Source organism: Halobacillus sp. Marseille-Q1614, assembly GCF_902809865.1.
Classification (GTDB): Bacteria; Bacillota; Bacilli; order Bacillales; family Halobacillaceae; genus Halobacillus_A.
The window spans coordinates 1,843,234-1,856,419 of the sequence record NZ_CADDWH010000001.1; the positions used below are offsets into that span (position 1 = coordinate 1,843,234).

At 40.2% G+C, this 13,186-nt stretch carries 12 protein-coding genes; 5 read left to right on the forward strand and 7 right to left on the reverse strand.

From position 1 onward, the window contains the following. Positions 1–48: 48 nt before the first annotated feature. On the reverse strand, positions 49–972 hold the full coding sequence (locus HUS26_RS09280) for a polysaccharide deacetylase family protein (RefSeq protein ID WP_173916894.1): 924 nt from the start codon (positions 970–972) through the stop codon (positions 49–51). A 579-nt stretch (positions 973–1,551) separates the two neighbouring features. Here HUS26_RS09280 and HUS26_RS09285 point away from each other — a divergent pair. The 3 genes from HUS26_RS09285 (at position 1,552) to HUS26_RS09295 (ending at position 3,670) form a co-directional block, all read left to right on the forward strand. Next, entirely contained in the window at positions 1,552–2,454 is a 903-nt protein-coding gene (locus HUS26_RS09285; protein WP_173916895.1) for a DMT family transporter, read from the forward strand. Positions 2,455–2,469: 15 nt separating this feature from the next. After that, positions 2,470–3,024: a cysteine dioxygenase family protein gene (locus HUS26_RS09290; protein WP_173916896.1), complete on the forward strand. Its 555-nt coding sequence runs from the start codon at positions 2,470–2,472 to the stop codon at positions 3,022–3,024. 235 nt (positions 3,025–3,259) lie between these two features. Beyond that, positions 3,260–3,670, forward strand: coding sequence for an N-acetyltransferase (locus HUS26_RS09295; protein WP_173916897.1), 411 nt, complete (start codon positions 3,260–3,262; stop codon positions 3,668–3,670). Between the two features lie 45 nt (positions 3,671–3,715). Here HUS26_RS09295 and HUS26_RS09300 read toward each other — a convergent pair whose 3' ends face one another. Then, entirely contained in the window at positions 3,716–5,488 is a 1,773-nt protein-coding gene (locus HUS26_RS09300; RefSeq protein ID WP_254434163.1) for a glycoside hydrolase family 3 protein, read from the reverse strand. Further along, positions 5,488–6,384 (reverse strand): endonuclease/exonuclease/phosphatase family protein, encoded by an 897-nt coding sequence (locus tag HUS26_RS09305; protein ID WP_254434164.1) that lies wholly within the window; start codon positions 6,382–6,384, stop codon positions 5,488–5,490. Before HUS26_RS09305 ends, HUS26_RS09300 begins: the two co-directional genes overlap by 1 nt. Before the next feature lie 205 nt (positions 6,385–6,589). Between HUS26_RS09305 and HUS26_RS09310 the strand changes: the two genes are divergently transcribed. Further along, positions 6,590–7,894 (forward strand): DUF2254 domain-containing protein, encoded by a 1,305-nt coding sequence (locus tag HUS26_RS09310; protein WP_173916898.1) that lies wholly within the window; start codon positions 6,590–6,592, stop codon positions 7,892–7,894. Between the two features lie 46 nt (positions 7,895–7,940). Here HUS26_RS09310 and HUS26_RS09315 read toward each other — a convergent pair whose 3' ends face one another. Both HUS26_RS09315 and HUS26_RS09320 read right to left on the reverse strand, forming a co-directional pair. Further along, complete coding sequence (locus tag HUS26_RS09315) at positions 7,941–8,567, reverse strand: class I SAM-dependent methyltransferase (protein WP_173916899.1); 627 nt, start codon at positions 8,565–8,567, stop codon at positions 7,941–7,943. Between the two features lie 96 nt (positions 8,568–8,663). Then, entirely contained in the window at positions 8,664–8,960 is a 297-nt protein-coding gene (locus tag HUS26_RS09320; RefSeq protein ID WP_173916900.1) for a rhodanese-like domain-containing protein, read from the reverse strand. 451 nt (positions 8,961–9,411) lie between these two features. On the opposite strand from HUS26_RS09320, the gene HUS26_RS09325 reads away from it, so the two are divergent. Further along, entirely contained in the window at positions 9,412–9,870 is a 459-nt protein-coding gene (locus HUS26_RS09325) for a hypothetical protein (RefSeq protein WP_254434165.1), read from the forward strand. 742 nt (positions 9,871–10,612) lie between these two features. On the opposite strand, the gene istB is transcribed toward HUS26_RS09325, so the two are convergent. Continuing rightward, entirely contained in the window at positions 10,613–11,356 is a 744-nt protein-coding gene (istB, locus tag HUS26_RS09330; protein ID WP_173916902.1) for an IS21-like element helper ATPase IstB, read from the reverse strand. Continuing rightward, a complete protein-coding gene (istA, locus tag HUS26_RS09335; RefSeq protein ID WP_173916903.1) occupies positions 11,346–12,899 on the reverse strand; it encodes an IS21 family transposase in 1,554 nt (517 codons plus the stop codon). The genes istB and istA overlap by 11 nt, the downstream gene beginning before the upstream one ends. Positions 12,900–13,186: the final 287 nt, after the last annotated feature.

Genomic DNA, 13,186 nt, shown 5'->3' on the forward strand with positions numbered 1-13,186 from the left:
CACTCCTTTATTTGAAATTTTTCATTAAGTCCTATGTCTACCTCAAGATTACTTACTCTCTAAAAGCTTAGTAACGGTAACGAACTCATAGCCGTCCGCTCGTAAATCGTCAATAATTTGAGGCAGAGCTTCGACAGTTTCAAATTGACCCAATGAATGGTAGTTGTGCTGAAGCACGATAACTCCGGGGCTGGCATCCTGCTTCACTCTGGTGATGATTTCTTCTGAGGATACCCCCATCCAATCTTTTGTATCAGCGGTCCATAAAATCGAATGATACCCGTCTTTATCCAACAGTTTTACTTGGCGATCTTCCATTTCTCCAAAGGGAGGGCGAAATAAGTCAGGTCTGGACCCCGTAACTTTCTTAATTTCTGCTGCTGTCGATTCAACATTTTTGTTCAGCTGCTTATCGGTAAGTTCAGTTATATTCGGGTGATTCCATGTATGATTTCCTATTACATGGCCATCTTCGTGAATTTTCTCTAACTGCGCAGGATACTCCTTAGCCTGTTTGCCCGTAACAAAAAATGTCGCCTTTACATCTTTTTCTTTAAGAATCTCTAAAATTTCTGGCGTGTACTGATCTTCTGGTCCATCATCGAAAGTCAAAGCAATACGCTTCTTACTGGAATCTCCCATATATACAGCTCCATTTGCAGATTCCGCTTTTATCAAATGTTTGGAAGAGATGCTTGGACCTATTAGTAATTCGGGTAAAGAAACACCCAGCTTTTTAGCAGCAAAATGAGGAATATCAACAGGGATTTCTAATTGTCTTCCTGGTTCAAGCTGTGTGGACAGTAATTTGTTCAAATTAGCAATCTTATCTTCAGATACTCCAAATCTGTCAGCTATTTTCGATAGCGTGTCTCCTTTTTGCACTGTATAAGTCTCAGCTTTTAATGGTTTATCAGCTGCGGCCGTACAAATTAAAACTACTATGATTAAACCGATCACTTTTTTCAGCATGATTTCATCACATCCTATTTCACAGTACTTTGTCGATATTTAAAATTAACGAATTTTTAACTCTGCGTTTACAAAGTTCACAAAAAGAAAACGCCCTTCAAATAAGAAGGACGAGAATTATCATAAATAAAATATTAGCAAACAATGATAGTACTCAACACAGTCCGAACATACTCATTTTTTCTAGGACAACCTGTTGACTTAATTCCATACTTTTCTATTTCTAAACACTAATATGGGTCTATTATATTGATTGGTCATTTTAACCCTCACAAAATAATGTTCTTTAAAGAGAATGTAAAGTGATAATTGAACATTATCACTCCGTTCATGAAGTAAATCACTATACATTGGCATAATATTAAACCTATAGAATCAGATATTAGGAAAAAAATGAGGTAATTCATAGATTTTCTTCCGTCTCAAGGTTCACTTAAATACCTATCAATCCCATTGAATACTGAGTTCTATTAAACACTAAAGCTCATCTAAAATGAATATAGAGATGAAACACATGACTCATGCCCGTCCTATTCTTACATATATTTAGAGGAAGGCCGTTAAGAAAGGACACAGCACATGAGTTTATCTCCGTTAAAAGTAAGCGCTTCCCTTTATGCATTGATGTCGATTACCTTTTGGGGAGTTTCTTTCGTTTCCACTAAAGCCGTGTTAGAGAAAATGGATCCCTTCTCTCTTCTCGTCGTTCGATTTAGCATAGGCATTGTTTTCCTATTTTTGATAATTCTTTTATTTAAGTATCCATTAAGAATCCCAATCAAATACCTCCCTCACCTGCTGATTCTCGGCATCTTAGGTGTCTTTGTCCATCAGGTGATCCAGGCCACCGCACTTTTGACGATTCACGCCTCAGACGCCGGATGGCTGATCTCCTTTTCGCCTATATTTACTGTAATCCTGTCATTTCTTTTTCTTCAGGAGAAACTCACCGCAGGAAAAGTTATCGGGATTACAGCTGCCGTATCAGGTGTAATCATGATCACCACGTTAGGCAGTGGGAGAACGCTTGGTTTCACTTTAAGTATCGGGTATGTCCTGATGATTTTAAGCACTTTAAACTGGGCGGTGTATTCTGTTTTATTGAAAAAACTCGCCATTCCTATGCCTTCTGTCGTCATTACTTTTTATATGAGCCTCGTTGGATTCTGCATGACTCTGCCTTTTTTCATAAGGAACAAGGGGCTTATGCAGCTGGCTTCTTTAGAAGCAGAACACTGGGCTCACCTCTTGTTTTTAGGCATTTTCGTTTCAGCGATCGCCTACTGGTACTGGGCGAAAGCTTTGGAAGTTATGCAAGCTTCAAAAGTATCCGTGTTTTTGTATTTCGAACCTTTAGCCACACTGATTTCAGCAATGATTCTTTTACACGAAAAATTTATTGCTGCTTCACTGATTGGCGGCTGTTTGATTATTGCAGGAGTAATTATAGTGCAGGGAAAAATCCCTTTTATTAAAAAATAGGAGAGGTGCAGCGGTATGATGTTAAAGCAGCGTGTACAAGAAGCTTTTCAAAAGGTAAACTCTTATGAACGTGAGGATTTAAAATCGATTCTCACAGAACTCGATGTATCGATTCATGAACTGCAGGAATACTTAAAATCACCAGAAGGCAAGCCTTATTACAGGCAGATGATTTATGAAGACGAGCATGTTGAAATGATTGTAATGAACTGGGCCGCCATCGAATGTGCCCCGCATGACCACGGCCAGTCTGTCGGTTGGATTCAAGTGATAGAAGGGGAAACCAAACAAACGATTTATAAAGCCGAAGGAGACTCCCTCCCACTTCCCCTTTTTACAGAGTATAAAGAAAAAGGAAAAATGTTTTTCGCTCCGAGAAGAGGAGTACACAAAATGAAACGAAACGGAGACGATCCGCTCGTTACTCTTCATTTATACTCTCCGCCGATACGAGGAATGAAAGTCTATGATCTTGAAACATGCGCAGCTTGTGTCGTGTCCAGCGACTGTGGAGCCTGGTGGCCCAATGAACAGCGGCAGCGCCTTAAAGAAATTAAATTAAAGAATTAATAAAGGAAGTGGACATTTGCTTCCTTTTTTATTTTTCAGGCTTGGTTAAATGAATTTGATGATACGGTAATGGAATTCGCAAACACTCCTGCGAGAAAACAAGACCCCATAGGAGGACGACTTCCCCCTTTCTGATCCAAATAACAGAAGTACCCGTTACTTTAAGCAAGAACCCCCTTCCCCATCTTTCCATAGTTCACTATAATAACTTCAAGGAAAACAGAGGAGGAATCAAATGGTTGAGATTAAAGAGCTGAAAACGGGCGAAGAATGGATCGAAGCTTTTCCGGTTATGAAGCAGCTGCGCTCCCAGCATAGTCAGGAATCCTATCTAAACATTGTAGGAGAAGCGCAAAAACATGAAGGTTATAAAATGTTTGCACTCTATCAAGGTGATCAGATCGCCTCTGTCATTGGCTTTATGCCGCAGACCACTCTTTATTACGGGCGGTTTATCTGGGTATGTGATTTAGTTACCGATTCAAACATAAGGTCTAAAGGTTATGGCAAGGTGCTTTTATCTTTTGTACATAAGTGGGCCGCTACCCACGGTTATGAGTCTGTGGCTTTGTCGTCAGGTCTGCAGCGCGAAGAAGCCCATCAATTTTATGAAGAAAAAATGGATTATCAAAAAGTGAGCAAATAAAATGACGCGGTTTCCTCTAAGAAAGGAAGCCGCGTCATTTTTTAATTAATAAGACAGACCATGACCGTACGGATAAAGCTCTGGAATCGTAACCGGCATCTTGCCTGTTGGATTTACTTCTCCACTTAATACTTTCGCCAGTGCTTCTACGGAAACTCCCCTAAAACCATACGTTAACACATTGCCTTCTACATCAGGGAAGGCCATGATGTCGTATGGATTACGCATGGATGCAACGATAACTTTGCTGCCCGCTTCTCTTAATTCATTCACCAGCCGCTGCTGTGCAGAATTTGTATTCGCTGTATAAGCAGTAACGATGACCTTATCAAACCCTTCTGCCCTTTCCACCGCGTTAGCAATTTGACTGGAAGATGGGCTTGTATTTGTAGAGTAAGATTCAGCTTCCATCCCCTTCTCTCCCAGCAAATCTGCAAGCATAAGCGGATTTGCGATAGATGGTCCCGTAACAAAGACTTTCTCACCTTCAGAAAGCGGCAGGACCCCATCATTTTTCACAAGGGTAATGCTGTCTTCTGTCATTTGATCGGCTAACGCTAAATTCTCCTCAAGTCCGATATTTTGGATGGCATCAGAAGAAACACCTGGTTCGTGGAAAAGTCCACGTTTGAATTTTGTTTCAAGAATACGGAAGACAGATTCATCAACTCGTTTTTCTGAGATCTCCCCGCTCTTTACTGCTTCCAGCATAGAGTTATAAGCAAGCGGAACATTCGGCGGATTCAGTAAAATATCAGCACCCGCCTTGAATGCTTCTACCGGCACGCGGTCTTGTGGGACAACATTTGCTCCTGACATGCCAAGGCTGTCCGTTATTATTACACCTTCAAAGCCCATTTCTTCTCGAAGCAGATCCGTAAGTATCGGTTTAGATAAAGTGGCCGGAAGACCGGAATCGTCTAATGCCGGAACTACGATATGTGCTGGCATGATAGCATCGATTCCCACATTAATCGCTTCTTTAAATGGCTTTAAGTCTACTTCATGTAAAGTTTCTAAATCATGGTTAATAATAGGCAGGCCGTAATGGGAATCGACATTGGTATCCCCGTGCCCAGGAAAGTGTTTAGCTGTCGCCATGACGTTCTCGTTCTGATAACCTTCGACTTGAGCAGCTCCCATTTCTGCTACAAGGTCAGGGTTTTCTGAGAAAGAACGTACCCCGATGACAGGATTCTCAGCGTTCACATTAACATCTAACACTGGGGCTAAGTCCATATTAATTCCTAAGCTCATTAATTCCATGCCCATAATTTCAGAAGACTGGCGGGCATACTCCGTGGAACGGGTTGCTCCTAGTGCCATATTTCCCGGGAAAACTGTGGCTGGTTCGGTCACCCGCGCGACGACTCCGCCCTCCTGGTCCGTAGCAATCATTAATGGAATCGGCATTCTTTGATCCATCGCAATATCCTGCAGGCCATTAGAGAGTGCGTTCACCTGCGCGAAGTCGATTGGTGTACCAATGTTGTCGGTCCAGTTAAAATAAATAACTCCTCCAATATGGTACTTTTCAATAGCTTCTTTAAAATTCTTCACACCGCGGTTCTGCCGCATATTAATATCTTCATAATTTGGATCAGCTGGTGTTTTACCATACACATGGATCATAAACAGCTGACCGATTTTCTCTTCTAGAGTCATATGCTGAATCTTACTCTGGATCCAGCCTTTTCGCGCCTTTTCATCATCCCATCCCGGCTTGACTGGATCATCCCAGGAGGCTTGGGCAAAACCAGGCAGCAACAAAACTAAAGCCACCATTAAAGTAAACGCTTTCAAAAATGTTTTTCTCACTACTCTTCACTCCTCTCCATAATATGGCCATTTTTACCTCGGTTCAGAGTCAAGTCAGCAACGACAGGAAGATGATCAGAAGCGAGAGACCCGACCACTTCGGCATTCTTGACTTTAACTGATTCTGAGACAAACACGTAATCAATCCGTTTGCTCGGCGATAAAGCAGAATAAGTATAGCCTGCATCATCCCTGACTTCACTCCAGGCATCGTTAAAGCTTTCAAATAATGGGGCCAACTCTAAAGCATTAGGAGTTGCGTTCATATCCCCCATCAGTACTTTTTCTCCCTCTTGCTCATTAAAAATTTCAATCATGTCGGCAACTTGCATCGTTCTTACGGTTGGATCTCCGCGATAATCAAGGTGAGTGGAATAGAAAGGAACCAGGGCACCCTTCACATTAATGACAGCTTCTGCAAATCCTGGTGCTGGAGCAGGTTCTGGGGTGGAATTTTGTGTGGAAAGTCTAGTGATGTTGTGATTTTTGGCTTGTACAATTGGATACTTACTTAAAATCGCTACACCAAACTGTCTTCTTGGGTCTCCTTCAACATAAGGATCCATGTCATAAATCGGGGCAAAAAATGAAAACATGTCCAAACGCTCGGCTAAATCTGCAAGAATGTCGTCATTGCTGCTTCGTGCTCCCCAATGAACATCGACTTCCTGTAAAGCAATGACTTCAGCGCCGGACTCCTCAATAACTTGAGCAATCCTTTCTGTGTCGTACACTCTGTCAGAACCAATCCCGGCTGCGATGTTGTAAGTCATGACCCTTACGTCTACCTTTTTGCCCACTGCTTCCTCTGCGAAAATGCTGCCAGAATTTCCAAACATACTGAGAACCATAAGGACAACAATGCCAAAACAGGACATTACCTTTCTTCGGTCCAATAAAACCACTTCTCCCTTCCATATTATAGAAAAAGCATATCTTTAGTTTACCAGCAAGGGTTATAGTGGTCTATACAACTATATACCTTAATTATTCTTAAAGCAGGTATTTAAATATGTAGAGTTATGTCGAGATATAGGAGTTAACCCAAATGTTTATTGGTATAATAAGCCTAACGAAGAAAAAGAAATGAGATGATCACAAATGAAATCGACCTCCTATTCGGAAAGATTCTGGGTAAATGTACGCGACAGTTTCTGGTTCCTGCCCGCTGTCTATGGAACCATTTCCATTCTCTCCGTGATCATTATGACAATTGCAGATCTCTATTTACTGCCGATTCTTCAGGATTTCATACCGACCATTGTCCTGATGAAACAGGATATTGCTAAATCTTTATATAGTGCTTTAATCACAGCTATCTTAACGATGACGACGATCAGCTTTTCTACGATCATGGTTGTTTTGACGACTTATACAACACAGTTCTCCCCACGTACACTTCAGGACTTTATGAAAAACAGAATGACCCAGCACGTGCTCGGTGTTTATTCGTTCAGCTTTATTTTCGCGTTACTGAACTTGCTGTTATTAACGGAAGATAAGAACCGGCCGATGGCGAGTCCCTTTTTTACAGTGATCGTTTCTATCGTCTGTTTAGCCTTCTTCGTTTTGTTTATCCATCACTCTTCCCGCTACGTTCAAGTCAATAATCTTATAGGAGAAATACGCACTAGGACTTCAAAAGTCATAAGTAAAGTTTTTAGCGAAAAAAGTTTTCAATCGGATACTGAATGGGATATAAATGTATTAGAAGAGTTAAATAACAAGAAGCCTCAGATGATTATGGCAAAAGACTCCGGCTATATTCAGCAGCTGCAGATGAACTACTTAATAAATTGGGCCAAAGACGAAGAAGCAATTGTTCAAGCCCAGTTTCAATTTGGAGATTATATTCAAAAAGGAATGACGCTGTTTAAGTGCTGGTGCGCCCGTAAGATGGAGGCAAAAGAAAAATGCGAGGATTATTTGCTGATCGGAAATGAGCGAGTCGACCAGCAGGATATTGAATTCTCTATCCAGAAGCTAGTGGAAATTGCCGTCAAAGCGATATCCCCCGGCATCAATGACCCCCACACAGCAATCAACTGTATTAACCGGATTGGATCCTCTCTTTCAGAACTTGGCAGTCAGTACCGTCCCGTCCAATATTATTCGGATAAAGACGGGAAGCTAAGGTTGATCATGGAACCTATACCATTTAAAGATTACCTATATAAAAGCTTTTATCAAATCCGCATCTACGGCCATCACGACATCTCCGTTATGAACGGTGTTCTTGAGGCGCTGTATAAAATAGCCCTTGTTAATGATGACGACGTAAAATACGATGTATGGAAATTTGCTCAGTATATGATGAAAGCTGTGGATTTGGAAGAAAACGGATTAGATCAGGAGTATTATCAAGAGCAGGTAGATAAACTGGCGGAAGCGTGTGGAAAAGTGTAAAATTGGAATCTATTTTCATCAAGAATAAAAGAAAGCTGATTCCAAACTAAAAATCAGCTTTCTTTTTATTTGGTGAAAGAATAAATTTCCGCATAATTGAAGACATTAACAGCTCCTGGCTTTCAACCTTCATGCCTGCTTGTTCAATGTTCTCTAACGTCTTTCGATTAATGTTGGCTCCAACAATATGAAGACCTATAGGATTAAGAAAGTCCATCGCTTTTCCGATAATTTTATTATCGCTGAGCATATGTTCCAGCATAAGGATCTTTCCATCTGGCTTTGTAACCCGCCTGATTTCTTTTAACCCTTGCACGGGATCAGGGACAGAACAGAAGACGCAAGTAGATACTACCGTATCAAACGTGTTATTTGGAAATTCCAACTCCTGGGCATCCATTTCCAGCAGTTCAAGAGTTTGAGGCAGACTGGATGCTTTTTCTATAGCTTTTCTCAGCATTGAAGGACTGAAATCTATTCCAGTAACCTGGACATGGGCCGGGTAATATTTAAGGTTAGCCCCTGTTCCCACCCCTACTTCCAGAACGTCTCCGCAAGCATGCTGAAGCAGGTCTTTTCTCCATTGTTCACGTATCATGTGGTCCATGATGTCAAAAACACCTGCTATCCGATTATACCTGCGTTTTATCGTCTCGGTTTGTTTTTCTTTCATCTGCTGTCCTCCTTGTTTATTAGAATTTAGTTAGAGAGAGATAAGTCAGTAAAAACTGCTGTATAAAAAAATAACAGCTGGCGGATTGCCAGCTGTTTATCTAACTTCTCCGTCCCATTCTTTCATGCCTCCTTCCATGGTCTTGGCCTTAATACCATGGTCATTTAACATATCTGCCGCTTTATCAGCGCGTTTTCCAGAGCCGCACACAGTGATATATTCTTTTTCCTTATCTAACTGATTCATTTGATCTTCTACTTGATCTAATGGAATATGAATAGCACTCGGAATGATGCCTTCTTCAACTTCCTCGTCTGTGCGTACATCGATCACTTCAACATTTTCCTGTTTACGTTCTACATCTGCCATTTTCGTGTTAACCTTTGCCGCCATAATAGATTCCTCCTTGTTTATTTATGATTACTTATTATCTATGTACCTCTGCGGGTATAAATGGAAACATATTATTCGATTACAATTCAATTACCAGGCTTCATAAAGAAAAGAGTATATTAGAATGAACGATCTCTGGTATTTAACTGAAATAAAAGTGGGGCAGAAATAATAAAATTCTGCCCCACTTTCTGCCTCAAAAGCTTTTTTGTTCTTATTTCATTAAAACCCCTTATCTAGAATTCTCAGATCCGAGACATTCTACGGATTTTTTATACTTTTTTCTTTTTCAGACTTTTCTCTTAGCGTATATTTTTAGTTTATGTCGAGAGAATCGATCTTTGTATAGGGGCCCCCATACTAAATATAGTTATTAATGTTTATTTTATCCAATTTAAGTTTTTATGTGTTCTAAAGCGGGGACTTTACCTCTGAATACTATTAAGGAGGAATGAAATTGTCCATCGAACTAAAAGAAAGGTTAAATTCTTCTAGTCAGGAAAATTTGCGTCAAGCTGCTGTCTTGGAATTCACGGAAGAAGTTTTTGAGTCAGACAACTTTCGCTCTTTAGAGGTACTAACTCCAGACGAACAACAACTGTATATCGTGAACCGAAACGACCGGACATTGACGATTCTGGCAATTTCAAAAGATATGGCTGTTACCAAGGAAACTTTATTTACTCAAAGAATCATTTCCATGAAAGAATGGTTTGTGGATTACAGCATGTCAGACAATACGCCTCCTAGAAAATTAGAAGTTGAGCTTATGGGTGGAAGGACGTTATTGATTGAGCCAGGTTTATCGAGCTCTCAAGAGAGAAATTATAAAAAACCTGAATTCTCAAACCAAGTGAATGAAGACTTCGAGCGCCTCATTGCCGCTCTAAAGAATACGGTCATTTTATAAAATAAGAGCCTCCTAAACCGAAATTTTATCATATAAGCGCATCTTTCTTCGATTTTCCGAAGAAAGATGCGCTTATTTATTGTAAGTATATTAAACAGATTATACTTCCGTCTCTTCGCGTATAATGTGTCAATAACGACGAAAATACTGTAGTTGACAAATTCACTACTCTCCCATCTATTGGTGTAGACATAAAACCAGTTTAATCATTAAGTGTAACTAGAGTAATAACTTTATATCTAAACGGCTCGGCCACTCTGATATTTGGATTACTATGGATAATTATGGTCATGCTATTAGAACAGCAGATCAGGAAGCAGCAAACAAAATTTGCGGTATCTTTACAGAGCGTAAAAATGGCTAATTAAAAATTTCATCAACAAGTGCCAAAAACAAAAGAAATGACGCGGCCTCCCCTCTGCTGGGAAACCGCGCCACTCCGGCACTTTGTATGGATGATTCCGATTGGGCTCGAACCAACGACCTCCACCCTGTCAAGGTGCGAGGAGTATACGCCACAACGTGGGAATCGTTTAGTTTACCGTTAAGTCAACGTTAAGTACTACGCCATTCCGTATTAATTTACGTTCATTATACAGATAGACGCGTGACTGAGTATTTTGTTTGAAAAGAGCCACATTCTCGGATAAATTGCGCACTCATCTCGGGAAAATAGAGCCACTTTCACGGAGCCAGAACCACATAAGAAAAGGTGGAGAAACTCTCCACCCTTTGAATACGCTTATTTCTGTATACCATGTCGCTCTCTCATGGATACTTTCCCATCGATAAGTATTGAATAGGAATCATGAACAATTCTGTCTAATATAGCGTCTGCTATCGTTGATTCTCCAATGCGTTCATACCATCCTTCAGGCGCAAATTGGGAACAAAAAATTGTTGAAGCCGATTGATGTCTACTTTCTACAATTTCTAGTAAATCCCTTTCCTGTGTATCTTGTAAAGGTGACAATAACCACTCATCTAATATTAGTAAATCGACTTTTTTATACTGCTTGATCGTCTTTTGAAAGATGCCTTGTCCCCGGGCTACGGCAAGTTCTTCTAATAAATCTGGGAGTCTAACATATTTAACCTTATAGTACTTTCTACAAGCAGAAACTCCTAAAGCATTAGAAAGATAAGACTTACCATTTCCAGAGGCTCCTAAGATCATGACGTTATGATTATCTTCGATATACTGGCAATCGGCAAGACGAAGAATTGAGGGCTTATCTAATTTTCTATCTGGATGATACTCGATGTCTTCGACACACGCCTGGCTATATCGAAAGTTTGCATTTCTGATTAAACGATCCATCTTATTACTCTTTCTTTTAGAATACTCAATGTCGACTAATAAACTAAAACGATCATCGAATGATAAGTCTTGATAATCCGGATTTGAACGTTGGTTAATATAAGTATCGGCCATGGCATTTAGCCTCATTTCATTCAATTTCATTATTGTATTTTCATTTGTCATTTTGTTTTCCTCCAAAGTATTCGGCACCTCTAGTAAAGCCAAAAGCACCAGACGGTTTAGTTGTTTTCTTCGTATTTGAGGTATTAAAACTTTTATCTGTTCCTTGTTTTAAAATAGTCTTTATACTGTTTAATCTTGGAGAAGGTGAATAAGTCAGTGCCTGACGGCACGCCTCTTCTAAACGTTCTAGCGAATAGCGATCGGCAAGTTTAACAATCCCCATACAAATTTTTTGGGCTTGGCGTTCCACCCTATAGGACTTAAATACAGATTCCATTACAAGCTTGGTATGATTTCCGACTTTATCTGCCCAATCGAATATATGGGCCTTATCCCACTCTACATACATTCGATGATTGTCAGGCATATGTTCAGGAATAGTGGAAGGATCTTTATTTAATCCTGTTTTTCTCATATGTGAGGCGATACGAAGGTGATTAAAGAATATTTCAATCACCGTTGTGGTCGCTCTGATGTCCACTTTGTGTTTGACATATTCATAGGGAACCGAGTAATGAATTTCGTCTACGACTATGTGATAATCAAGAGGTACGGTAGCTGTTTTCCAGGTAGCTAGTTCGTACTGTTTAAACGGTAGTGGTAGTAGAGCAAATTTTTCTTCCTCATGGAAAGCAATTTGTCTACTACCTGTTTTTTTCTGAAATGACTTTTCATTGAACTCTTTCAATTTCATTTGAATGGCTAAATTCAACTCTTTGAGTGAAAAGAAGGTTTCATTTCTTAAAGCCGCGATAATCCAAGTTGATACAACACCTACATTTCCTTCTACACTAGCTTTGTCTCTGGGTTGTCGGACTCGAGCAGGAACTACTGCGGTTCCATAATACTCTGCCATCTCATAATAAGAGCGATTAATTTTGGGATCCCAATAGTTAGATCGATCCACCCCTGTCCTCAAATTATCTGGCACAATCATATTCGTTACCCCTCCATAAAATTGAAAGGCATGAATATGAGCTGTAATCCAGTTTTCGAGGTTCTGTGACAGAAATGCTTCCACATATGTGTATTGACTACAAGGAAGTTTAGCGACGAAAATATAGGCTGGTATTTTTTCTCCTGAAATATTATCTTTTAGAAAAGCTGTTTGACCTGCCCAATCAACTTCCATCAACTCTCCAGGCTTTCGTTTGATCCTTAAAGTAGCTTTCGTTGTGTTTGCGTATTTTCGATAGTGAAAACAGAATTGAGTGTACATATAAGGCGTTTCATCAGCTTGATAACAAACTCTACAGTACTCCTCCCATAAGAGAGTCAATGTCACTCCTTTTTTCGCCAGCTCAGTATGAACGTATTCATAATCAGGCATACGATGGTTTTGAACTTTGGACTTCTCTGGAAAGAGAAAATTCTGTAAGTCACCATCCGTTACTTCGTCTGACAATGGCCAGGAAATATCACAAACTGCAGCTCTGTCAAGAACTGATGTGATCGTATTCCTGGAGCACCCACAACTAGCAGCAATGCTTCTTTTACTCATTCCCTGGCTGTATAGCCGTAAGATCTCCCGGTATTTTACCAATAAAAATACCCCCTATAACAAAAGATTCACTGAATATTCAGTGTGCTTTTATTATAGAGGGTGGTTCTGCCTCCGAGAAGATGGTTCTATATTTCCGTGACGCGGGCTCAAAATGTCCGAGAAAGTGGTTCTCTCTGAGTGAAATATTCACGTGACCTTGCAAGCGAAAATAAGCGCGGTATTTCAGCGTGTCTCCCGTTCTCCTGTTAAAGAATTATCTCGAATCGAAACTTTTTGTCTTGAAGCTATTGTAAAATTCCATAATCTGACTTAATATGTAGAAGGTG